This window comes from Bosea vaviloviae (assembly GCF_001741865.1).
In the GTDB taxonomy this organism is placed as follows: domain Bacteria; phylum Pseudomonadota; class Alphaproteobacteria; order Rhizobiales; family Beijerinckiaceae; genus Allobosea; species Allobosea vaviloviae.
Genome location: NZ_CP017147.1, coordinates 847,022 through 870,353, shown reverse-complemented (window position 1 = coordinate 870,353; position 23,332 = coordinate 847,022). Strand labels below are relative to the sequence as shown.

Annotated in this window: 21 protein-coding genes; 14 read left to right on the top strand and 7 right to left on the bottom strand. The window is 66.3% G+C overall.

What is annotated here, in order from left to right:
• Positions 1–22: 22 nt before the first annotated feature.
• Complete coding sequence (locus BHK69_RS04075) at positions 23–745, bottom strand: fused DSP-PTPase phosphatase/NAD kinase-like protein (protein WP_069688991.1); 723 nt, start codon at positions 743–745, stop codon at positions 23–25.
• 177 nt (positions 746–922) lie between these two features.
• Here BHK69_RS04075 and BHK69_RS04070 point away from each other — a divergent pair, with 177 nt between their 5' ends.
• On the top strand, positions 923–1,612 hold the full coding sequence (locus BHK69_RS04070; RefSeq protein ID WP_069688990.1) for a pentapeptide repeat-containing protein: 690 nt from the start codon (positions 923–925) through the stop codon (positions 1,610–1,612).
• Positions 1,613–1,700: 88 nt separating this feature from the next.
• Positions 1,701–2,240, top strand: a complete 540-nt coding sequence (gene ppa / locus BHK69_RS04065; RefSeq protein ID WP_069688989.1) for an inorganic diphosphatase — start codon at positions 1,701–1,703, stop codon at positions 2,238–2,240.
• 273 nt (positions 2,241–2,513) lie between these two features.
• Here the strand turns inward: ppa and BHK69_RS04060 are convergent, their stop codons facing one another.
• Positions 2,514–3,389: an HpcH/HpaI aldolase/citrate lyase family protein gene (locus tag BHK69_RS04060; protein WP_069688988.1), complete on the bottom strand. Its 876-nt coding sequence runs from the start codon at positions 3,387–3,389 to the stop codon at positions 2,514–2,516.
• A 163-nt stretch (positions 3,390–3,552) separates the two neighbouring features.
• Here BHK69_RS04060 and BHK69_RS33480 point away from each other — a divergent pair, with 163 nt between their 5' ends.
• The 8 genes from BHK69_RS33480 (at position 3,553) to BHK69_RS04020 (ending at position 11,464) form a co-directional block, all read left to right on the top strand.
• Complete coding sequence (locus tag BHK69_RS33480; RefSeq protein ID WP_158516154.1) at positions 3,553–5,283, top strand: serine/threonine dehydratase; 1,731 nt, start codon at positions 3,553–3,555, stop codon at positions 5,281–5,283.
• 378 nt (positions 5,284–5,661) lie between these two features.
• Positions 5,662–6,723: a MaoC family dehydratase gene (locus BHK69_RS04050; RefSeq protein ID WP_069688987.1), complete on the top strand. Its 1,062-nt coding sequence runs from the start codon at positions 5,662–5,664 to the stop codon at positions 6,721–6,723.
• A 198-nt stretch (positions 6,724–6,921) separates the two neighbouring features.
• Positions 6,922–7,323: a succinate dehydrogenase, cytochrome b556 subunit gene (sdhC, locus tag BHK69_RS04045; RefSeq protein ID WP_425285547.1), complete on the top strand. Its 402-nt coding sequence runs from the start codon at positions 6,922–6,924 to the stop codon at positions 7,321–7,323.
• 11 nt (positions 7,324–7,334) lie between these two features.
• Positions 7,335–7,727 carry a succinate dehydrogenase, hydrophobic membrane anchor protein gene (gene sdhD / locus BHK69_RS04040; RefSeq protein ID WP_069688985.1) on the top strand — a complete coding sequence of 131 codons (393 nt, stop codon included), beginning with the start codon at positions 7,335–7,337 and terminating at the stop codon, positions 7,725–7,727.
• A gap of 4 nt (positions 7,728–7,731) precedes the next feature.
• Positions 7,732–9,564 (top strand): succinate dehydrogenase flavoprotein subunit, encoded by a 1,833-nt coding sequence (gene sdhA / locus BHK69_RS04035; protein WP_069688984.1) that lies wholly within the window; start codon positions 7,732–7,734, stop codon positions 9,562–9,564.
• Between the two features lie 19 nt (positions 9,565–9,583).
• Positions 9,584–9,814, top strand: a complete 231-nt coding sequence (locus BHK69_RS04030; RefSeq protein WP_069688983.1) for a hypothetical protein — start codon at positions 9,584–9,586, stop codon at positions 9,812–9,814.
• Positions 9,815–9,819: 5 nt separating this feature from the next.
• Positions 9,820–10,653, top strand: a complete 834-nt coding sequence (locus BHK69_RS04025; RefSeq protein WP_244548502.1) for a PIN domain-containing protein — start codon at positions 9,820–9,822, stop codon at positions 10,651–10,653.
• A 13-nt stretch (positions 10,654–10,666) separates the two neighbouring features.
• Positions 10,667–11,464, top strand: coding sequence for a succinate dehydrogenase iron-sulfur subunit (locus BHK69_RS04020; RefSeq protein WP_069688981.1), 798 nt, complete (start codon positions 10,667–10,669; stop codon positions 11,462–11,464).
• A 254-nt stretch (positions 11,465–11,718) separates the two neighbouring features.
• Here the strand turns inward: BHK69_RS04020 and BHK69_RS04015 are convergent, their stop codons facing one another.
• Entirely contained in the window at positions 11,719–12,960 is a 1,242-nt protein-coding gene (locus BHK69_RS04015) for an NAD(P)/FAD-dependent oxidoreductase (RefSeq protein WP_083269114.1), read from the bottom strand.
• Positions 12,961–12,996: 36 nt separating this feature from the next.
• Entirely contained in the window at positions 12,997–13,800 is an 804-nt protein-coding gene (locus tag BHK69_RS04010; protein ID WP_083269113.1) for a glutamine amidotransferase, read from the bottom strand.
• A gap of 258 nt (positions 13,801–14,058) precedes the next feature.
• Between BHK69_RS04010 and BHK69_RS04005 the strand changes: the two genes are divergently transcribed.
• From BHK69_RS04005 to BHK69_RS03995, 3 genes are read left to right on the top strand one after another with little or no spacing between them, the layout of a single operon-like run.
• A complete protein-coding gene (locus tag BHK69_RS04005; protein WP_069688980.1) occupies positions 14,059–14,694 on the top strand; it encodes a TetR/AcrR family transcriptional regulator in 636 nt (211 codons plus the stop codon).
• Positions 14,695–14,744: 50 nt separating this feature from the next.
• Positions 14,745–15,920, top strand: coding sequence for an efflux RND transporter periplasmic adaptor subunit (locus BHK69_RS04000; protein ID WP_069688979.1), 1,176 nt, complete (start codon positions 14,745–14,747; stop codon positions 15,918–15,920).
• A gap of 11 nt (positions 15,921–15,931) precedes the next feature.
• Positions 15,932–19,153, top strand: a complete 3,222-nt coding sequence (locus tag BHK69_RS03995) for an efflux RND transporter permease subunit (RefSeq protein WP_069688978.1) — start codon at positions 15,932–15,934, stop codon at positions 19,151–19,153.
• Position 19,154: 1 nt separating this feature from the next.
• Here BHK69_RS03995 and BHK69_RS03990 read toward each other — a convergent pair whose 3' ends face one another.
• Positions 19,155–19,673, bottom strand: coding sequence for a winged helix-turn-helix transcriptional regulator (locus BHK69_RS03990; RefSeq protein WP_069688977.1), 519 nt, complete (start codon positions 19,671–19,673; stop codon positions 19,155–19,157).
• Positions 19,674–19,800: 127 nt separating this feature from the next.
• On the opposite strand from BHK69_RS03990, the gene BHK69_RS03985 reads away from it, so the two are divergent.
• Positions 19,801–20,364: a dihydrofolate reductase family protein gene (locus BHK69_RS03985; RefSeq protein WP_069688976.1), complete on the top strand. Its 564-nt coding sequence runs from the start codon at positions 19,801–19,803 to the stop codon at positions 20,362–20,364.
• A gap of 10 nt (positions 20,365–20,374) precedes the next feature.
• Here the strand turns inward: BHK69_RS03985 and BHK69_RS03980 are convergent, their stop codons facing one another.
• Positions 20,375–21,298 carry a hypothetical protein gene (locus tag BHK69_RS03980; RefSeq protein WP_148663315.1) on the bottom strand — a complete coding sequence of 308 codons (924 nt, stop codon included), beginning with the start codon at positions 21,296–21,298 and terminating at the stop codon, positions 20,375–20,377.
• A gap of 731 nt (positions 21,299–22,029) precedes the next feature.
• Entirely contained in the window at positions 22,030–23,076 is a 1,047-nt protein-coding gene (locus tag BHK69_RS03975) for an IS110 family RNA-guided transposase (RefSeq protein ID WP_069688974.1), read from the bottom strand.
• Positions 23,077–23,332: the final 256 nt, after the last annotated feature.

Here is a 23,332-nt window from a genome sequence, read left to right as displayed (position 1 = left end):
TCGCGCAAGGCTCTAGGCTCGGCTATTCCCGCCGGATCAGCCTGTCGGCGATCAGCGAGGACAGGAAGCCCGGCTTGAATTCTCGCTCCAGCCGGTCGGGGTCGTAGTCTTTCGCGACCCAATCGAGGAAGGGCATGCCCTTGGCGTGGCCCTCGCGGCGATAGGCTTCGAAGAAAGCGTCGAGAATCCCGGTCTTGGCGAAGCGGAAATGGCCGTAGCGCAGCGAGAGCTGGCGGGTCGCTTCCTCAAGCGGCCGCTCCTCATGGATCAGCAGATAGAGCGCCGCGAAGAAGCCGGCGCGGTCGGCGCCCGATTTGCAATGCACCAGCGCAGGCTCCGTCAGGCCGGCGAAGAAGGCCTTGGCGCCCAGGATGGTCTCGCGTTCGGGCGCGCCGCGCGAGCGCAGCACGAAGTCGACCAGGGTGATGCCGTGGCGTTCGCAGGCCTCGCGCTGCAATGGCCAGGAGCCGTGCTCGCGCCCGCCGCGCAGATTGACGATGGTCTTGACGCCTTCGCGCGCGAATTTCGCGATCTGGCCCGGCGCAGGCTGGGCCGCGCGCCAGAGCTGTGGTGTGACGCGATGGGCGTTGAGATAGGCGAGCCGGAAGATGCCGTGATCGACCAGCAGCATATTGGCCCAGGCGCGCAGGCGGTCGGCTTTGCCGCCGATCGGCCGGTCCCAGCGTGCGATGCGGGCCATGCGGCGCGCATAACGGTCCTCGTCGGGGCGCAAGCGGTTCAGCAAGGACGGGTCTCGCGGGTGCTGGTCTGATCGATCTTCATAGCGCGCCCGATACCAGTGCCGGGCGCGCGGTGCAAATATCGGGTCTATCGCGAGGTGCGGCTGGGCCTGGATGTAGCGAGCGAGAGGGCCAGCGCGCGAGTCTTGGGCGCACGGCGCGACTCGGCTAGGGATAGGGCCATGGTCTCCTCCTCACCCGCGCGATTGCTCGCCGAGCTGACGCTGACCCGCTCGGCCGTCGAGGCGCTGGCGGCGGAAGGGCCGGCGCTGCTCGTGGGTTGCGATATCGAGGGCGTCGATCTCGCTGGCCTCAACCTGGCCGGCTGGGCGTTTGAGCGCTGCCTGCTGCGCCGGACCAGCTTCAAGGGCGCCCGCCTCGACGGCTCGCGCTGGTCGGGCTGTCGGGGCGCTTTCGCCGATTTCAGCGGCTGCACCCTGACCGAGGCGGTCTTTCAAGCCGGCGACTTCAACAATGCGAGCTTTCGGCGCTCGCTGCTGGCTTCCGCGGCTTTCCGGAGCTGCAAGCTGACGGGAGCGGATGTGTCCGAGGCCAAGACATTGGGCGCGAGTTTCGAGGAGACGCTGTTGGTTGCCGCGAAGCTGCCGGGTTTCTCCTTTCGGAAGATGCGGCTGCAGCGGCTCGATTTCAGCCAGGCCGATCTCAGGAAAGCCGATTTTCGCGAAGCGGTGCTGGAGGATTGCAGCCTGCGCGACGCCAACCTCACCGGCGCTCGCTTCGAAGGTGCCGATTTGCGCGGCGCGGATCTCGGCGGCTTGCGGCTCGGCGATGCCGCGTTGTTCCGCGGCGCGACGATTTCACGGCAGCAGGCCGGGCAGATGCTGGCCGAACTCGGCCTTAGGGTGAGCTGAGCCGGACCCGGCTTCTAATCTCGACTTGGATTTTTGCGTCCAAACCCGCATAAGACCCGCCGGTTTCCATCTCCACAGGTCAAGACTTATGCGCCTCGACGCCATTTCCATCGGCAAGAACCCTCCCGACGAAGTCAACGTCGTCATCGAAGTGGCCATCGGCGGGGAGCCGATCAAATACGAGATGGACAAGGAGGCGGGCACGCTCTTCGTCGACCGTTTCCTCTATACGCCGATGCGCTATCCCGGGAATTACGGCTTCATCCCGCATACGCTGTCCGAGGATGGCGATCCCTGCGACGTGCTGGTCGCCAACACCCGCCCGCTGATCCCCGGCTCCTATATCGCCGTGCGGCCGATCGGCGTGATGATGATGGAGGACGAGGCCGGCGGCGACGAGAAGATCATCGCCGTGCCGGTGCCCAAGCTGACCAAGCGCTACGAGAACGTGCACAACTACACCGATCTGCCGAAGATCACGCTCGACCAGATCCAGCACTTCTTCGAGCACTACAAGGATCTCGAGCCCGGCAAATGGGTGAAGCTCACCGGCTGGGGCGACGCCGCCAAGGCCAAGCAGCTCATCCTCGAGGCGATGGATCGCGCCAAGGCGGCGAAGAAGGCGTAAAACCCTTCTCCCCACCAAGATCGGGCTTGCCCGATCTTGGCAAAGCTTATGCCCATGTCGGAAACATCCGACATGGGTGGGAGAAGGTGTCTGCGGAGCAGACGGATGAGGAGAGGGTCGCGTTAGCGGCCCTTTTTCTTTTGTGGATGAGGGACTTCCCTCATCCGTCAGCACTTCGTGCTGCCACCTTCTCCCAGCCATCTCGGGCTTGCCCGAGATGGGCAACCCAAAGTGTCAAAGTCGGCAACAGCCGACTTTGATGGGGGAGAAGGATCAGGCCCCGATCGCCTCGCCCAGCGCCACCACGCGCTTGGCCATCTCGGCATGCAGCCGCTCGACCATGCGGCCGTCGAGCTGGATCGCGCCCTTGTCGGCGTTCTCCGGCTGATCGAAGGCGGTGATGATCGCCCTCGCCCGCGAGAGTTCGATGTCGTCGGGTGCGAAGACCGCGTTGGCGGTCGCGACCTGGCCGGGATGGATCAGCGTCTTGCCGTCGAAGCCGAGATCGCGGCCCTGCTCGCATTCCGCCGTGAAGCCGGCCTCGTCCTTGAGGTCGTTATAGACGCCGTCGACGATGTCGATGCCATAGGCGCGGGCGGCGAGGATCGCCGTCGCCAGCCAGGGCAGCATCGGCGCGCGGCCGGGCACGAAGCGGGCGCGCGTCTCCTTGGCGAGGTCGTTGGTGCCCATCACGAAACAGGCCAGCCGCGTCCGGCGGTCCTGCACTGCGCGTGCGATGCGCTCGGCGTCGAGGATGGCGAGCGGCGTCTCGATCATCGCCCAGATGCGGATCTCGGGGGCGGCCCAGAGGCCGTCGAGCAAGGTGCCGATCTGCTGCAAGGTTTCGGGCGAGGAGACTTTCGGGATCAGGATGGCATCGGGCCTGGCCTCTGCGGCGGCGGCAAGATCGGCCGCGAACCAGGGTGTCTCGAGGCCGTTGGTGCGGATCACGAGCTCGCGCCGGCCATAGCCGCCGGCCTTCACGGCGGCGCAGACCTGGGCGCGGGCGGTCTCCTTGGCGTCGGGCGCGACGGCGTCTTCGAGGTCGAGGATCAGGGCGTCGGCAGCGATCTCACGGGCCTTCTCGAGCGCGCGGGCGTTGGAGCCGGGCATGTAGAGGACGCTGCGGCGTGGGCGGATTGTGGTCATGGCATTCTCTCAAATCTAACGCGGGACTCGCGCGAAAGGCCGGTTATCGCTGTTTCGCATCCAGCTCGGGCGGCATTGTCGCCGCTCTTCGCTGCACTGCACACTAGACGCGACGCACATGCAACGTCAGTTCTGCAAAAGGCGGATGCGGGAGGGCGCGCGGATGGCGTGGATCGCGGGGGTGGATGGCTGCAAGGCGGGCTGGATCGCAGCGCTTGTCGACACTGCCGCCCAGGAGCCGCCCTCGCTGCGCGTGGTTTCGAAACTGGCCGATCTGTTCGCCGGTGAAGACCCGCCGACGATCCTGGCCGTGGACATGCCGATCGGGTTGCCGGACCGGGTTTCCGGTGCGGGGCGGGGGCCCGAGCGCCTCGTCAGGCCGCTGCTGGGCGAGCGGCAATCCTCGGTGTTCTCGATTCCGGCGCGGTCTGCCGTCTATTGCGCGGATTATCGCGAGGCCTGTCGGTTGGCGCTCGAAACCTCGGAGCCGCCGCGAAAGGTCTCCAAGCAGGGCTTCCATCTGTTTCCGCGGATCCGCGAGATCGACACCCTGCTCAGGACGGAGCCCACGCTTCGGGAGCGCATCTTCGAGGTCCATCCCGAGCTCGCCTTCCGCACCATGCGCGGCGCGCCGCTGACGCAGCCCAAAAAGATCAAGGGCGTGATCAATCCCCTCGGCATGGCCGAGCGCCGGGCACTCTTGATCGCGGCAGGGCTGCCGGCTGCGATCGTCGAGGCCCGTCCGCCGAAAGGTGCTGGCGCCGATGACGCGCTCGATGCGCTTGCCGCTTTGGTCGTCGCCCAGCACATCCTGGCCGGGCGTGGAGCGCCCTTTCCCGATCCGCCGGGACGCGATAGCCATGGGCTCCCCATCGCGATCTGGAGCTTTGCGCCGGCTCGCTGTCCTTCCCCTAAAGACCTGCCTACACAGGACACCGTCATGACCGATCGCCCCGTGCCGCGCCCGATGATCGAGGCGGCTGCAGACCGCATTGCCGGCCATGCCCGCGTCACGCCCGTGATGCGGCTCGGGGCCGGCGCTTTCGGCTCGCCGGCGGCGATCTCGCTGAAGCTCGAATGCCTGCAGCATGCCGGCTCGTTCAAGACGCGCGGCGCCTTCAACAACCTGCTCTCACTGCCGGTGCCGGCGGCGGGCGTCGCGGCCGCCTCGGGCGGCAATCACGGGGCGGCGGTGGCCTATGCGGCGCGCGAGCGCGGCGTCAAGGCGACGATCTTCGTGCCCGAGATCTCGCCTGCCGCCAAGATCGAGGCGATCCGCCGCTTCGGCGCCGAAGTCGTCATCGGCGGCGCGCAATATGATGATGCGCAGGCGGCCTGCGACCGTTTCGTCGCGGAAACCGGCGCGCTCAAGATCCATCCCTTCGCGGCGAAGGAAACCATTGCCGGCCAGGGCACGCTCGGGCGCGAATGGCAGCTCCAGGAGCCCGATCTCGACACGGTTCTGGTTGCGGTCGGCGGCGGCGGTTTGATTTCGGGCATCGCTGCCTGGTTCGCCGGGAGCAAGGTCAAGGTCGTCGGTGTCGAGCCCGCCGGCTCGCGCGCCTTGCAGGCGGCGCTGGAGGCGAAGGGGCCGGTCGAGGTCAAGGTCGCCTCGGTTGCGGCCGATTCGCTCGGCGCGCGCAATGTCGGCCCGCTGGTCTATGAGGTCTGCAAGGACGCAGTCGACCATGTCGCGCTGGTGCCCGACGAGGCGATCACCCAGGCGCAGGGCACGCTCTGGCGCGATTTCCGGCTGGCGGTGGAGCCCGGCGGCGCCGCGGCGCTGGGTGCGCTGCTCTGCGGGGCCTACAAGCCTGCGCCGGGCGAGCGGCTCGGCGTGCTGGTCTGCGGTGCGAATGTGGATTTGGGGAAGCTTGGTGCGTTGGTGGGGTGAGGCGTCGGCCCCTGGACCAGTGCCGTGGAAGCCTTTGCCTTTGCGAGCGTTGCGGCAGCGGCGAAGGGCACGGAAAACCCTTCTCCCACCCATCTCGGGCTTGCCCGAGATGGGCAACCCAAAGTGTCAAAGTCGGCAACAGCCGACTTTGATGCGGGAGGGTGGCTCGGCGAAGCCGAGACGGATGAGGGGGGCGCTGTGAGCTCTCCGCCTCGCTGAACACGAGGCCAACCGGACAGGGCACGGCGCCCCCTCATCCGGCGCTGCGCGCCACCTTCTCCCGCGAGGGGAGAAGGTGCGTGTACCCGACGGCTTGGGACTGGACGCCTCGCCATGCGGCAGCGCACACTCGGCCGAGTCCATTCAAGCGTGAGCCCCATGTCAGAGCCCGTCGCGAAAACCAATCCTGGCCGCTTCTTCGAGGATTTCAACCTCGGCGAGACCATCGTGCACGCGACGCCGCGCACGGTCACGAGCGGCGACGTCTCGCTCTACACGGCGCTTTATGGCCCGCGTTTCGCGGTGCAATCCTCCGATGCCTTCGCCAAAGCGCTGGGCTATCCCGCCGCTCCGATCGACGATCTGCTCGTCTTCCACATCGTCTTCGGCAAGACGGTGCCCGACATCTCGCTGAACGCGATCGCCAATCTCGGCTATGCCGATGGGCGCTTCCTGAGGCCGGTCTTTCCCGGCGATACGCTCTCGACCACCTCGGAGGTGATCGGGCTGAAGCAGACCTCGGCCGGCGACGCCGGCATCGTCTATGTCCGCTCCATCGGTCGCAACCAACAGGCCGAGATCGTGCTGAGCTATGCGCGCTGGGTGCTGGTGCGCAAGCGCCAGCCGGGCACGCCGGCTCATGCCGAGCAGGTGCCGGAGCTGCCCAAGGCGGTGTTGCCGGAGGAGCTCGGCCAGGGCTGCCCGGCGATCGAGCTTACGGCCTATGACGACGCGCTGGCGGGCTCGCCCTTCCGCTGGGGCGCTTATGCGGCCGGCGAACAGATCGACCATATCGACGGCATGACGGTGGAGGAGGCCGAGCACCAGATCGCGACCCGGCTCTACCAGAACACCGCGAAGGTGCATTTCGACGCCTATAGCGCGCGCGAGAGTCGCTTCGGCAAGCGATTGATCTATGGCGGGCATGTCATCAGCCTGGCGCGGGCCCTGTCCTTCAACGGCCTGGGCAACGCCTTCCACATCGCCGCGATCAATGGCGGGCGCCATGTCTCGCCGCTCTTCGCGGGCGACACGGTCTTCGCCTGGAGCCAGGTGCTGGAGGCCGCCGAATTGCCCGGTCGCAGCGATGTCGGCGCGCTGCGGCTGCGCCTGATCGCGACGAAGAACCGGCCCTGCGGCGAGTTTCCGCTCCAGCATGGCGACCAGTATGATGACGGCATCATCCTCGACTTCGATTATTGGGCGTTGCTGCCGCGCTGAGGCTTTGCGGCTCGCCGGAATGAGAGCTAGGAGTGTCGCGGCGCGTCCGCGCCCAGCGAAAAGTTACAGATTTCGATTTCTGTAACTTCGTATCCCGCATGCCGCATTGCAGCGCGGGACCGGTTTCGTTACAGAGCCAATCACTCTAGAACGATCCCAAATGGATAAACGCCCGCTGATGGGCGGCAGAGTCGGAGAGTGAATTTGGCCGAGGTCAAACAGGCGGCGCGCCCGCTTTCGCCGCATCTGCAGATTTACCGCTGGTCCTGGACCATGGCGATGTCGATCGCGCATCGCGTCACCGGCTGTGCGCTCTATGCCGGCACCGTGCTGATCGCGGCCTGGCTCGTGGCCGCCGCTTCGGGGCCTGCCGCCTTCGAGACCGCGCAATGGATTGCGGGCTCGATCCTCGGACGGCTGGTGCTGTTCGGCTATTCCTTCGCGCTGCTGCACCACATGGTCGGGGGCCTCCGGCATTTCATCTGGGACATGGGCTATGGCTATGAGCCGGAAACCCGGATGAACATGGCGAAATACAGCGGCGTCGTTTCGGGCGGGCTCACTCTGCTCGTCTGGATCCTCGCCTACGCCCTGCGCTGAGGAGCATCATCATGCAGTCCAACTCCTCCATGCGTACCCCGCTCGGCCGCGTTCGCGGTCTGGGTTCCGCCAAATCCGGCACCGGGCATTTCTGGCTCCAGCGCGTCACGGCGGTGGCCAATGTCGTGCTGACGGTGATCTTCCTCGGCATCGTGATCTCGCTCTTCGGCAAGCCCTATCCGGCGGCGATGGCGACGCTGTCGCATCCGCTGGTCGCGATCCTGATGCTGCTCTTCGTCCTCTCGGGCGTGGTGCATATGCGGATCGGCATGCAGGTCGTCATCGAGGATTACATCCATGGCGAGGGCCTCAAGATCGCCGCCGTGATGGCCAACACCTTCTTCGCGATCGCGATCGGCGCCGCTTGCGTCTTCGCGGTGCTGAAGCTCTCGTTTGGAGGCTGATCCGATGGCGATCACCAAAGCCCGTTCGACCGCGACCTATGCCGGTCAGGCCTATCCGATCACCGACCACACCTTCGACGTCGTCGTGGTGGGCGCCGGCGGCGCCGGCCTTCGCGCCACCGTCGGCTGCTCGCAGGCCGGCCTGCGCACGGCCTGCATCTCGAAAGTGTTCCCGACACGCTCGCATACGGTTGCGGCCCAGGGCGGCGTTGCCGCCTCGCTCGGCAATATGGGCAAGGACACCTGGCAGTGGCACATGTACGACACCGTCAAGGGGTCGGACTGGCTCGGCGACCAGGACGCCATCGAATATCTCGTGCGCAACGCGCCGGCTGCGGTCTATGAGCTCGAGCATTGGGGCGTGCCGTTCTCGCGCACCGAGAGCGGCAAGATCTATCAGCGGCCTTTCGGCGGCATGACCACCGAATTCGGCGAGGGCCCGCCGGCCCAGCGCACCTGCGCCGCCGCCGACCGCACTGGCCACGCCATGTTGCACACGCTCTACGGCCAGGCGCTGCGCTACAACACCGAGTTCTTCATCGAATATTTCGCCATCGACCTGATCATGGACGAGGACGGTCATTGCCGTGGCGTGATCGCGCTGAAGCTCGATGACGGCACGATCCATCGCTTCCGCTCGCAGCAGACGATCCTGGCGACGGGCGGCTATGGCCGCGCCTATTTCTCCGCGACCTCGGCCCATACCTGCACCGGCGATGGCGGCGGCATGGTGCTGCGCGCCGGCCTGCCACTGCAGGACATGGAGTTCGTGCAGTTCCACCCGACCGGCATCTATGGCGCGGGCTGCCTGATCACCGAGGGCGCGCGCGGCGAGGGCGGCTACCTGACCAATTCCGAGGGCGAGCGCTTCATGGAGCGCTACGCTCCTTCGGCCAAGGACCTTGCCTCGCGCGACGTCGTCTCACGCTCGATGACCATGGAGATCCGTGGCGGGCGCGGCGTCGGCAAGAACAAGGACCATATCTACCTGCATCTCGACCATCTCGACCCGAAGATCCTGCATGAGCGCCTGCCGGGTATCTCGGAGAGCGCCAAGATCTTTGCTGGCGTCGACGTCACCCGCGAGCCGATCCCGGTCCTGCCGACGGTGCATTACAACATGGGCGGCATCCCGACGAACTTCCATGGTGAGGTTCTGACCAAGGTCGACGGCAATCCCGACACGGTGGTGCCGGGCCTGATGGCGATCGGCGAGGCGGCCTGCGTTTCCGTGCACGGCGCCAACCGTCTTGGCTCGAACTCGCTGATCGACCTCGTCGTCTTCGGCCGTGCCGCGGGCTTGCGCTGCGCCGAGACGGTGACGGCAGGCGAGAAGCAGCCGGAATTGCCGAAGAACTCGGCCGATCTCGCGCTGATCCGCCTGGACAAGTACCGCAACGCCTCGGGCGGCACCTCGACCGCCGAACTGCGCGGGCGCATGCAGAAGACCATGCAGGATAATTGCGCGGTCTACCGCACTGGCGAGACGCTGGAAGAGGGCCACAAGCTGATCCACGAGGTCTGGGGCGGCATCACCGACATCGCCACCACCGACCGTTCGCTGATCTGGAATTCCGATCTCGTCGAGACGCTGGAATTCGACAATCTGATCACCCAGGCGGTCGTCACCATGGATTCGGCGCTGAACCGTCCGGAAAGCCGCGGCGCGCATGCCCGTGAGGATTACCCGAACCGCGACGACAAGGACTGGATGAAGCACACCCTGTCCTGGATCGACGACGAGAAGCGCAGCGTCACGCTCGACGACCGCCCGGTGCACACCTACACGCTCTCGAACGACATCGAGTACATCAAGCCCAAGGCGCGGGTGTATTGAGGACGTAGGAGACGGCATCATGGGACAGTTGGCGATCAACGACAGGCTCCTCAACCAAGTCACCGCCGAGGCGAAAGCCCGGGGAGTGTCGCCGACGACTCTTGTCGAGAGCTTGCTCGCCACGTCTCTTCGAGGTGCCGTGCATCGCGCTGATCTGAAGGCTCGGCTCAAGGCTGTCGCGGCCATGACCCCGCAAGGTGTCGCGCAGACTGATTCGGTCGTGCTCGTGCGTCAGGACCGCGACAGTTGATCGTCGTGGACACGTCTGTTGCAGCTAAATGGGTCGTGCAAGAGGCTGGGAGCGAGCAAGCGCTGGCTCTGCTTGACCGAGACGAACCATTGGTCGCACCGGATCGGATGATTCCCGAACTGGTCAGCGTGCTTCGTCGCAAATGCAAGGCCGGTCAGATTTCCGAGGCGCAGTTCTTGAAGGGCATCGAGGAAGCGTTGGGTGCGCTTGATCGCATTGTCCCCTCGAGCGAGGTCGCATTTGATGCTGCCCTTCTGTCGCTCGAGTTCGATCATTCGCCTTATGATTGCTTCTTCTTAGCGACCGCTCTCGGGCGCGGCGTCTTTGTGACCGCTGATAATGTGTTTGAGCGCAAATGCATCGATCGCGGATATGGCAAGCTCGTCGTGTCTCTCGCTGACATCGGGAGAGGGCGTTTGGACGCGCTGCTCGCTTTCGAGAGCGTCGAACAGGAGGCGCTGGGCTCGATACGCAGGCTGACACCGCTGCTCAAGAAGACGTTCGATGTGCTTCAGGAAGAAGCGCGCAGACACCAGGACGGTCGCTTTGCTTTCCTCGCTTCGGAGGACCTTGCAGCAGGTTTCTCATCCCCAGCCTACCGAAGCCTGGAAATGACGATATCGAAATTGCCGTCGGAGCAGCGAGCGTTTCTCCTGGCTTTGGGTTGGCTCGGCAGAGGTTATTATAGTGGCTCGGACTGGCCCCACCTGCTGGCGAACGCGAAAGCCGGGTCGCTGCCAGACGATTTTAAACAGCATCGCTCTTACATCATGGCGCAGATGAATGCCGTTCCGGACGGGCTGGCGAAGTTGCGAGCCCACTACGGTATTCAGGAATAGGCGGAAATCTCCGATGGCCGAATTCAATCTCCCGCAGAACTCCCGCCTGACCGAAGGCAAGGCCTGGCCGAAGCCGGCCGGGGCCGCGAAGCTGACCGAGTTCAAGGTCTATCGCTGGAACCCGGATACCGGCGAAAACCCGCGCACCGACACCTATTTCGTCGACCGCGAGGATTGCGGGCCGATGGTTCTGGATGCGCTGATCTGGATCAAGTCCAAGATCGACCCGACGCTGACCTTCCGGCGCTCCTGCCGCGAGGGCATCTGCGGTTCCTGCGCCATGAACATGGATGGCAAGAACGGCCTCGCCTGCACCACCGGCATCGACGAATGCACCGGGCATGGCAAGAGCGCGGGCAAGGTCGCGATCTACCCGCTGCCGCATATGCCCGTGATCAAGGACCTCGTCCCTGACCTGACCCGCTTCTACGCCCAGCATGCCTCGATCGAGCCCTGGCTCAAGACGACGACACCGGCGCCGGAGAAGGAATGGGCGCAAGGGAAAGAGGACCGCGAGAAGCTCGACGGGCTCTATGAGTGCATTCTCTGCGCCTGCTGCTCGACCTCCTGCCCGAGCTATTGGTGGAATGGCGACCGCTATCTCGGTCCTGCCGCCTTGCTGCAGGCCTATCGCTGGCTGATCGACTCGCGCGACGAATCGACCGGCGAGCGCCTCGACAATCTGGAAGACCCCTTCCGGCTCTATCGCTGCCACACCATCATGAACTGCGCCAATGCCTGCCCGAAGGGCCTGAACCCGGCCAAGGCGATTGCGGAGGTCAAGAAGATGATGGTGGCGCGCCAGGTCTGAGCCGGCGCGCATGCTACTGGCGCGGCCGTCTGACGCGACGGCCTGCGCTTCCGGTGCTCACGGACAAAAGTCCGCTGCGCTCCGGTTCTCGGCCGCCACGCCAGCCGACTCACGCCAGCGCATTCGCGCTCGCCTCAGCGGCGGGCGTCATTTGATGTTGGAACCGACATTCCCGTCATTGCGAGCGCAGCGAAGCAATCCAGAAGGGCTCGCTCGACGGCTCCTAGATTGCTTCGCTGCGCTCGCAATGACGATCAGCGAATATACCGCCCCGGCGAAAACGGCTTGGGATCTGCCGGCGGCGTCTCGCCGCAGATCATGGTGGCGATGATTTCGCCCGTGATCGGGCCGGTGGAGAAGCCGATATGCTGGTTGCCGAAAGCGAGCCAGAGGCCGGGATGGCGCGGTGCTTCGCCGATCATCGGCAGTGAATCCGGCAGTGTCGGCCGGCAGCCGCGCCAGGTCTCGCCGACGACCTCCTCAAGCGGAAATGCCTCGCGGGCGCTCACTGTGGCCTGGTCGATCTGGCGGTGGTTGTCGGGCGCGTCGCGCAGGCTGAGATCGACGCCGCTGGTGATGCGGTGGCCCTGTTCCATCGGCGCCATGAAATAGGCCCCGTCGACATCATAGACCGGCCGCGACAGGGCGGCGCCTGCCTCGGGCCGCAGATGGCGGTGATAGCCGCGCTCGACATCGAGCCTGGAGTTCAGTCCAAGCGGCGCGAGCAGGTCGCCGCTCCAGGGCCCGAGCGCGAGGATGGCGAGATCGGCCTCGTAGAGCCCCTTGTCGGTTTCAGCCTGCCAGCCATCGCCGTTGCGCCTGAGCGCGCGGATTTCGGCCTGCTCGATCCTGCCGCCGCGCTGGGCGAAGAGCGCGGCATAGGCGGCCGTCACGGCGCCGGGTGAATCGACCGAGGCGTTGGAGGGGGTCAAGAGCCCGGCCGGGAAGATCGGCTTCAGCGCAGGCTCCAGTGCCGAGATGCCCTGGCGGTCGAGCACCTCCGAGGCGATGCCGTGCCGCTTCAGGAAATCATGCTCGGCCTGGGCTGCGGCGTGGCCGTCCTCACCACGCCAGAGTTTCAGCGTGCCGGTCTCGCGCAGGCGATGCGAGACGCCCGCCGCCGCCATCAATTCGCGATGGCGGGCGACGGTGCTCGCCGTCAGCGAATCCAAGGCGGCGATGCGGGCGGCGGCCTGCGAGGGCCTCGCTTCCCAGAGAAAGCGCAGCAGCCAACTGGGCCGCGTCAGCGCGCGGCGCCAGTCGAGATTGAGGGCAGGATGGGTGTTGCCGAGATAGCTCGTCAGCTTCGACCAGAGGCCGGGATTGTTCAGCGGCACGATCGAGGAGCGCGCCAGCACGCCGGCATTGCCGTAGGAGGTCTCCTGGCCGGGGGCACGCCGGTCGAGCAGCGTCACGGTGAAGCCGCGCTTCTGCAAAGCGAGCGCGCAGGAAACGCCGACCATGCCGGCGCCGAGGACGATGACTTTGCGATTCACGACAGGATCTGGCGATTCATGACAGGATTGGGCGATTCACGAGAGGCTCAAATCCGCTTCTGCCGGCTGTTTCAGCCAATGGTCGAGGAAGCCGTCGAGCCAGGCCCGGATGGCGGGGTCGTACTGATACCAGCCTTCGAGATGCAGATGGCGCAATTGCGCGCCGGGCATCAGGGTGCGTTCATGGCCGCGGATCGACCAGCGGCACATCATCGCCGGGGTGACCTCGGGGTGGAACTGGATGCCATAGACCTTGCTCCCGGCCCGGATCGCCTGCACCGGGAAATCGCCGCCGGTGGCGAGGCATTGCGCCCCGCTGGGACAATCGAAGCCGTCGCGGTGCCATTGATAGACGGTTTCAGGCCAGGTGAAGCCGGCCTCATCCGCATGACAGCGCCCGGCCGGCGTCTGGTCGAGCCGGTAATAGCCCACTTCGGCGCGGCCCTCGCCATGGGTGTAGACCCTGGCCCCGAGATGCTTGGCCATCATCTGGGCGCCGAGGCAGATGCCGAGGAAGGGCGCGTCTTCCTTCAGGCAGGTGCCGATCCAGTCGATCTCGGTCTTGATGAAATCGTCGGTATCATTGGCCCCCATCGGCCCGCCAAAAATCACCGCGCCGGCGTGGCCGCGCATCGTTTGCGGCAGCGGGTCGCCATAGCGCGGCTTGCGGATGTCGAGCGCATGGCCGCGCGCCTGCAGCAGGCGGCCGACGCGACCGGGCGTCGAATGCTCCTGATGCAGCACGATGAGGACCGGTTTGAGAGCCGGCAGGGTGCGTCGGGCTGCGAGGGGCGAGCGTGTGGGGCGGGCGGCGCGGAAACGAAGGGACTGATCGTTCATCACGAGGTTTTCGGTCGCTGGCGCGCGGTCAGGGGAGGAAGATGTGCGCACCGCGATGCCATATCCGGAGAATGCGGTTCCAATCGGGACGAGGCAAGCAAATTGTAAGCCATGTCCGGCATGGACATGGCTGGTATGCGGCAGTGGCGATCAGGGCATGACCCGGTCCGTCGCTACCGTCGATGTAAATAGGCTTGACATTGCGGGTGCCGTTAGGCAAATGAGAATGAACGTTCATTCTCATTTGATCGACATAACGTGACATCCATCGCTGCCCCGCCTCCGGACGGCTCCCTCTCGGAGCGCCATATCCGTATTCTCGACGCTGCCGAGAGCGTCTTCGCGCGCGCTGGTTTCCATGCCGCGACGATGCACGACGTCGCGGTCGAGGCCGGCATGAGCCCGGGCAATCTCTATCGCTATTTCGCCTCCAAGGACGCGATTATCGCCGGCATGGCCGAGCGCGACCGGGCCCAGATCGCGGCCGACTTCACCCAGCTCGACCCGGCCGGTGCGGTACTCGACCAGCTCGAGGACCTCGGCCGGCGCCATATGATCCAGAAGCCGCGCGAGAAGGCGATCATCGCCCTGCAGATCTGGGCCGAAGCCGCGCGCAACCCGGCAATGGCCAGCATGTGTGCCGATATCGACGAGACGGTGATCGGCGGGCTCGTCGCCGCCATCTCTGGGGCCAAGGCGAGCGGCGAATTGCCAGCCAATCTCGACGATGCCCGCTTCCTGCAGGCGATCTTCATGATGGCCGACGGCTTCTTCTGCCGGCGCGCCGTCGATCCGCAATTCGACGCTGCTGCGGGGGCGGACACGCTGTTCGCCGCCATGCGCGGGCTGGCGCAGGTGCTGCTGCTGCCCGAGCCGGACGAGGCCCGACCATGATTGCCGGTTCTGCCATGATCAAACCCGTTTCCGCTGCGAAAGTCCGCCCAATGTCCCGTCTTCTCCCCGTTTCGCTGCTGGCGCTCGCTCTCGGCTGGGCTGCGCCGCTGCAGGCGCAGGCACAGGCGCAGAGTCCGGCTCAGCCGGCGCCTGGCGCCGGGCCGTCCGTCACGATCACCAAGGCGAAGATCAGCGAGATCGTGCAGAGCGTCGTCGTGTCCGGCTCGATGATCGCGCGCGACGAGGTTCTGGTCTCGCCGGAACTCGACGGCGTGCAGGTCGTCGAGCTGGTGGCCGAGGAAGGCGACAAGGTCGCTGCCGGGCAGGTTCTGGCGCGCCTGTCGCGGACGACGCTGGAGGTGCAGAAGGCCCAGAACGACGCGCAGATCGCGCGCGCCGAGGCGGCGATCGCCCAGTCCAATGCGCAGATCGTCGAGGCCGAGGCCAATCTCGTCCAGGCCCGCAACGCCTTCGACCGCACCAAGACCCTGCGCGAGAGCGGCAATGCCAGCAACGAGACCTATGACCAGCGCGACGCGGCCGCCCGCTCGGCCAGCGCGCGGTTGAACTCGTCCCGGCAGGCGCTGGCGATCTCGACAGCCGATCTGGCCCTGGCTAAGGCGCAGGGGCGCGACATCGAGGTCAAGCTGGGCCGCACCGAGATCAGGGCGCCGACGGCGGGCATCATCAGCAAGCGCTATGCAAGGCTCGGCGCGATGGTGGCCATGGCCGCGACCGACCCGCTGTTCCGCATCATCGCCGATGGCGCGATCGAGCTTCAGGCGGATGTCGCCGAGGTCGAATTGCCGGGCCTCAAGCTCGGCCAGCCGGTTGCGGTGACGCCGGCGGGCGCAAGCGTGGCCCTGGCGGGCGAGATCCGGCTGATCGCGCCCGAGGTCGACAAGCAGTCGCGGCTCGGCCGCGTGCGCGTCGCGCTCAAGGGCAATCCGCCGGTCGCGATCGGCTCCTTTGCGCGCGGTTTGATTGAGACCGGCCGCAAGAACGCGGTGACGCTGCCCTTGTCGGCGATCACCTATGCCCGCTCGGGCGCGACGGTGCAGAGCGTCAGCGACGGCAAGGTGACGACCAAGAAGGTCCAGCTCGGCCTGGCCGGCGATGGCCGCGCCGAGATCGTCTCCGGCATTACTGAGGGCGAGAGCGTCGTGGCGCGGGCCGGCACCTTCGTGCGTGACGGCGACGTCATCACGCCGGTCGCGACGAACTGACGGAGACGATCGTGGATATCAATTTCTCCGCCTGGTCGATCCGAAAGCCGGTTCCCGCGATCCTGCTCTTCGTCGTGCTCTGCGTGCTCGGGCTGCTCTCCTTCTCGAAGCTGCCGGTGACGCGCTTTCCCAATATCGACGTGCCGCTGGTCTCGGTCACGGTGACCCAGTCGGGCGCCGCGCCCGCCGAGCTGGAAAGCCAGATCAGCAAGCGCGTCGAGGATGCGGTCGCCAACATCACCGGCGTCAAGCATGTGATGTCGACGCTGACCGACGGCGCCTCGGTTTCGGTGATCGAGTTCCGGCTCGAGACCAACACCGACCGGGCCGTCAACGACGTCAAGGATGCGATCGCCAAGATCAGGGCCGATCTGCCGCGCACCATCGATGAACCGATCATCCAGCGCATCGATGTCGAGGGCCAGTCGATCATGACCTTCGGCGCGTCTTCGCCGGGCATGACGCTGGAGCAGATCTCCTGGCATGTCGACGATGTCGTCGCGCGCGAATTGCAGGGCCTCAAGGGCGTCGGCCGGATCGACCGCTTCGGCGGCGTCGATCGCGAGATCCGCATCTCGCTCGATCCCGACCGCTTGCTGGCGCTGGGCACCACGGCAGGCGAGGTCAACCGCCAGATCCGCGCCACCAATGTCGATCTCGCCGGCGGGCGCGGCGAGGTCGGCGGGCAGGAGCAGGCGATCCGCACGCTCGCCAGCGCGCGCAGCGTGGCGGAGCTCGCCGAATCCAAGATCACGCTGACCGGCGGCCGCGAGGTGCGGTTGAAGGAACTCGGCCGCGTCGAGGATTCGAATTCCGAGCCGCGCTCCTTCGGACGGCTCGACAAGATGCCGGTCGTCTCCTTCGCGGTGTTCCGCTCGAAGGGTTCGAGCGAATTATCGGTCAAGGATGTCGTCGCGGCGCGCGTCGCCGAGCTCAACAAGCGCTACCCCGACATCGTGATCAAGCCGATCGACGACGCCGTCGCCTATACCTACGGCAACTACAAGGCGGCGATGGAGACGCTGATCGAGGGCGCGGCGCTGGCCGTGCTCGTCGTCTTCCTGTTCCTGCGCAACTGGCGCGCCACGCTGATCACGGCGATCGCGCTGCCGCTCTCGGCCATCCCGACCTTCTGGGCGATGGAGCTGATGGGCTTTTCGCTCAACCTCGTCAGCCTGCTCGGCATCACGCTGGTCACCGGCATCCTGGTCGATGACGCTATCGTCGAGATCGAGAACATCGTCCGGCATATGAAGATGGGCAAATCGCCCTATCGCGCCGCGATGGAGGCGGCCGACGAGATCGGGCTCGCCGTCATCGCGATCACGCTGACGATCGTGGCGATCTTCGCGCCGGTCTCGTTCATGGGCGGCGTGGCCGGCCAGTATTTCCGCCAGTTCGGCCTCACCGTCGCGGTCGCGGTGCTGTTCTCGCTGCTCGTCGCGCGGCTGATCACGCCGATGATGGCGGCCTATCTGATGAAGCCGGTGAAGCATACCGAGCCCAAGGACGGCATCGTGATGGGGGCCTATGTCGGCCTGCTGCGCGGCACGCTGGCCAGGCGCGAAATCCCTGTGCTGCCGCGCTTCGACGGTTCGGGCCGCTGGCGCAAGCTGCCGCTCAACATGGCCTATGTCACGCTGCTGATCGGCTTCGGCTTCCTCTTCGCCTCGATCAAGGCAACCGGGCTGCTGCCGACCGGCTTCATTCCCGACGAGGACACCTCGCGTGTCGTCGCCTCAGTCGAACTGCCGCCGGGCTCGACGCTGGAGGATACCCGCGTCGCGACCGATCTGATCGTCGACCGCCTGCGCACGATTCCTGAGGTGACGCAGGTCTTCGTGCTCGGCGGCTCCTCGCCGACCGGCCAGCGCGAGGTCCGGCGCGCTGCCGTGACGATCAAGCTCCTGCCCAAGGCCGAGCGCAAGGCGCGCCAGAAGGACCTCAAGGTCGTCATCGCCGAGAGGCTCGCCGGCGTGCCCGACACCCGCGCCTGGTATGTCAATGAGCGCGGCGAGCGCGAAATGGCCTTCTCGATCCTGTCCAAGGATGGCGCTGCGCTGGATGAGGCGGTGGCGCGGATCGAAAGCCGCATGCGCAAGATCGACGGCTATCTCAATGTCGCGACCTCGGGCTCGCTCAGCCGGCCGGAACTGCGCGTCACGCCCAAGCTCGAACAGGCCGCCAATCTCGGCGTCACCCCGGAATCGATCTCGGAGGCGGTGCGCGTCGCCACCATCGGCGATGTCGGGGCCAATCTCGCCAAGTTCAACGCCGGCGACCGATTGGTGCCGATCCGCGTCCAGCTCGACGAGGCCGCCCGCGCCGATATCCGCAACATCGCGGCCTTGCGCGTCACCAATGCCAACGGCGTCTCGATCCCGCTGACGGCGGTGGCCGAGATCGGCTTCGGCGAGGGGCCGAGCTCGATCGACCGCTATGACCGCGTCCGCCGGGCCGCGATCGGCGCCGATCTCAAGCGCGGCTTCGAGCTCGGCACGGCGCAGGACACCTTCCAGGAGATCGTCAAGCAGGTCGGCCTGCCCGCTGGCGTGCGCATCGCCGCGACCGGCGACGCCGAGATCCAGGGCGAGGTGGTGCAGGGCTTCATCACCGCTATGGCGACCGGCCTGATGTTGGTGTTGGCCGTGCTGATCCTACTCTTCGGCTCGGTCTTCCAGCCGATCACGATCCTGCTCTCGCTGCCGCTCTCCTTCGGCGGCGTGGTCATCGCCCTGCTCGCCACCGACAAGCCGGTTTCGATGCCGGTCTATATCGGCCTGCTCATGCTGATGGGCATCGTCACCAAGAACGCGATCATGCTGGTCGATTTCGCAGTCGAGGAGATGGCGCGCGGCAAGGACCGCCGCACCGCGCTGCTCGAGGCCGGCCGCAAGCGCGCGCGGCCGATCGTGATGACGACGATCGCGATGGCGGCGGGCATGATGCCCTCGGCTTATGGCGTCGGCGACGGCGGCGAATTCCGCGCGCCGATGGCGATCGCGGTGATCGGCGGCCTGATCGTCTCGACCGTGCTCTCGCTCGTCTTCGTGCCGTCCTTCTATGCGGTGATGGACGATCTCTCGCGCCTGACCGCCTGGGTCTTCGGCCGCTTCTTCAGCAAGCCCGAGGATGAGAGCGCCTGGGAGGCCATCGACGAACACGCCACGCCGGGCGAAGCGAGCGCCAGGGCGATGGCCAAGCTGCCGCCGCCGCGGCTGGCGGCGGAGTAACTCAGGCGGCGGCCGGCTCCGCGCCGGCCGCTCGCTTGCGCTCGACCGCGCAGCGATAGGCCTCGGTCAGCCTCGCCAGCACGGAGTCCCGTGGGCGCGGGGCGCCGAGATGGAGGAAGCGCAGCTCCTCCATGAACCGCTCCCAGAGCGCCGGGCCGCCATCGGCGAGCAATTCGGCGCGGATCGACATGTCCTCGCTCACCGGCAGGAAGCGCCGGCCCCAATCGCCCATCGCGGCGAAGACCGGCACCAGCGAAACCCCCATTTCGGTCAGGCTGTAGATCCCCTTCTGCTTGTGGGAGGCGTCGTCGCGGCGCGAGATCAGCCCGTGCCCGACCAGGCGCTTCAGCCGGTCGGCGAGGATGTTCGAGGCGATGCCCTCATCCGATTTCGTCAGGAGCTCGCGAAAATGCCGGCGATTGCCGAACATCATGTCGCGCAGGACGATCAGGCTCCAGCGATCCCCAAGGATTTCGAGCGTCAAGTTGATCGGGCAGGTCGAGCGGCCGGTCTCTTCCATGCGTCTCTCCTACGCGCTTCGCCAAAAACCGCTTGCATAATACAATCGGTTTAGCTAAAAGCCAACTGCTTGCAAAACGCAAGCGGTCAAGAGCAGCGTCGGCGGGCGCCAACAGCAGGAGGATGACATGGCCAAGGTGATCGTCTGGAACCTCGTGAGCCTCGACGGCTATTTCGAGGGCGCGAAGAAATGGGATCTCGATTTCCACAGCCTCGGCTGGGGTGAGGAGATGGAGGCGCTCAGCCACGGATTCGGCGCTAGCGCCCAGATGCTGGTCTTCGGCCGCGTCACCTATGAGGGCATGAAGGCCCATTGGACGAAGGCCGGGGACAGCGTGGTGACGCGCTTCATGAACGCCCTGCCCAAGCTCGTCGCCTCGCGCACGCTCACGGCGTCCGACTGGAACAATACGCGGGTGACGGCCGACATCGTCGGCGAGATCGCCGCGCTGCGGGCCGCGCCCGGCAAAGACATCTATGCCTTCGGCAGCGCCGAGCTGGTCGACGCGCTGCTCAAGGCGAACCAGGTCGACGAGCTGATGCTGGCGATCGTGCCGGTGCGGCTGGGCGAGGGCACGCTCTTCTTCAAGGAAGGCGGGGAACGGCAGACGATGGAGCTGTTGGAGAGCCGGCCGCTGAAGAACGGGACGGTAATCCTGCGGTATAAAGTGGGGACGGGGACCGGCGTATAAGCCGCAGGCTCTAAAGCGTCGGCGAAATGGCGGGCGAAGGCCCGCTGGACGGCACTGGCGGCGGCTGGTTCCTGCGATTGAGCATCTCGCCGCGCGAGCGGATGATCTGCGCCATGACGACATCCTGAACGCGCTGCTCGGCGGCGCGGCGGATGGCCTCCCTGTCGGCGGGGCGCGCGCCGTCGAGCTCGATGATCTCGATGGTCGCCTGCACCAGCGCATCGACATCCGCCTTGCAGAAGATCATCGCGGCCTTGGCGACGACCTCGGCCTTTTCGTCGGTGAGGAGCATCGGCCCGCCTTCCCGCCCGATGCAGGCCAGCGCCTTGGCGCGGATCAGGTCGCGGCTCTTTTCGAGAACCGCCTTCTTCTCCGCCCGGGCCTGTGCGTCGGCCTCCGATGGCCGGGGTGCATTCTGGCCGGGCGACGGGGTGACCGGCCCTCGAATGCTGGCGCTCTGGCGGGCGCATTCGACGAGGGCGGGCAGCATTTCCGAAGTCGAGGTCAAGGCGAAGGCCAGGCGCCGGTCATTCGCGACCAGCTCCAGATAGCCGCCTTGGCGAAAGGCGGTGATCAATTGCGAATCCGCGGGCATCGCGATCGTCATCAGGACCGGCGTTTTGACATCTGCGGTGACCTCGATGCGCGATGTGCGGTCGAAGACGAGCTGCAGCGCCAGTCTCTCGCCTGGCTTGAGCTTCCAGCTCGCGTGCGAAAATCCGAGCAGCCATTTGAAATCGGCCGTGATCGAGGTGAACATCCGCGTGCCGTTCTTGTAGGCGGCATTCACGGCGCAATGCGAGAATGCGCCTGTCGCATTGTCGGTGAAGGCGCCGCCCGACCAGTTTCCGACGACGATCTTGCCATAGGGCCCCGCAGCCTGCGCCATCGGCGCCAGCAGCATGGTCGAAGCCAGGAGAACTCCACGTATCATGCTCGCCTCGGCAGATATGGACCGCAAGAATGACGTCCGGCGCGGCTTATCGCAATCCCGTGATGGGGTGAATGCGAAAGGCGAGCGCTTTCGGGATCTGCGCCCAGTCGAGCGGGGGAAGACGTGGATGCTCGGAACAAGCCCGAGCATGACGAAAAGGACGCGGAAAACCCTTCTCCCCTGGCGGGAGAAGGTGGATCGGCGAAGCCGAGACGGATGAGGGGGCGCTGTAAGCTCACCGCCTTGGCCGGAACGTGACGCTAACCGGAAAGGGCACGGCGCCCCCTCATCCGGCGCTACGCGCCACCTTCTCCCGCGAGGGTAGAAGGGAAAAGGGCGTCGCGGCAGCGGCAAAAGGCGCTGGGAACCCCTCCTCCTGTTAGGAGAGGGGCAGGGGTGAGGTGTCGGCCCCCGGACCAGTTACGTGGAAACCTTGCCGTCATTGCGAGCGCAGCGAAGCAATCCATGTGTGGACGGCCCCTTATTTGCAAGATGGAAGCTGTGGTTGGTCTGGTCGCTTGCGGTCATGTGTCCGGCCTGTTTGTGCGGGGTTTCCGCTGGCCAAGATGGTTTCCGCGGCGAGGGAGCCAAACAGGATAGCGACCTGTGACGGCCACTGGATTGCGCGGCATCGCCCTCGTCGAGGATCGACCGATCCCACCATCTGCTCCTTGTCTTGCAAGCTCGGCTCGCCGGCGCGGCGGAGGTTGGTGTCCGCGCCGGGATCTCGGTCAGGCAGCGGCCGGGCAGGCCTCTGGCCGCGCGTCGCTCGTGCGATAGCGTCCGCCCCTCGCCAGGAGGGCCCAGGCGATGCGGGCGAGCTTGTTGGCGAGTGCGATCGCGGCGAGCTTGGGTGGCTTGCGGGCGAGCAGGCTCGTGAGCCAGGGCATCGGCCGCCGGGCCTTGCCGCGCCGCACCTGCCAGACGACCGCCGTCGCGCCGACCACGAGGAGGCTGCGCAAGGTCTCGTCGCCGGCCCGCGTGATCCGGCCGAGGCGGGTTTTGCCGGCGGTCGAGTGGTCCTTCGGCGTCAGTCCGATCCAGGCCGCGAAATCCCGCCCCGACCGGAAGGCTTCGGGATGGGGCGTCTTCATCACGAGCGTGGTGGCGATGATCGGGCCGATCCCCGCCACCTCGGCCAGCCGGCGCGAGGCCTCGTTCGCAAGATGCCAGGCCTTCAGCCGCACCTCGATGGCACAAAGGCGCTCTTCGAGCTCGGCGAGTTCGAGGGCGAGCTCGGCGAACATCTCTCGGGCCAGGGGCGGGATCTCCGGATCGTCCTGCACCGTCTCCAGGAGCGGGCGCACATGCGCGGCGCCTTTGGCTCCCACATGGCCGAACTCGGCCCCATAGCCCCGGATCGTGTTGGCGAGCTGCGTCCGCCGCCGCCCCAGCCGTTCCCGCATCCCGGCCAACATCAGGTCGGCCTGCTGCCCGGCGCTCTTCATCGGCACGAAGCGCATGCTCGGCCGCCCGGCCGCCTCGCACAAGGCCTCCGCATCGGCCGCGTCGTTCTTGCCACGCTTCACATAGGGCTTGGCGAGCTGCGGCGCGATCAGCCGCACATCGTGACCCATCGCCGTCAGCACCCTGGCCCAGTGATGCGAGGCCCCGCACGCCTCCAGGACCACCAACGTCGGCGGAAGACGGGCGAAGAACGCCTCCATCGCCGACCGGCTCAGCTTGCGCTTCAGCACCACTCGCTCCGCCGCGTCGACCCCGTGCAGTTGAAAAAGACGCTTCGACGTATCCAACCCAATGCGTATAACCTGATCCATGGACGGCCTCCTCAGATGGTGTTTCGACAACCTCATCTTGGCACACAGATGCCGATCGGGGGCCGTCCACCCCAACAGGAGGGCTCGCTCTACGTCCCCTAGATTGCTTCGCTGCGCTCGCAATGACGATGAAGTGGCGGTGAGGTCACGGCCAAAGCGTCAAACGGCCGACCCCTCACCCTGCCCTCTCCCTATGGGAAGGGTTCCGGCCGCACACCTCGCAATGGGGCGCGTTCTCGGCGCGGATGACGGATGG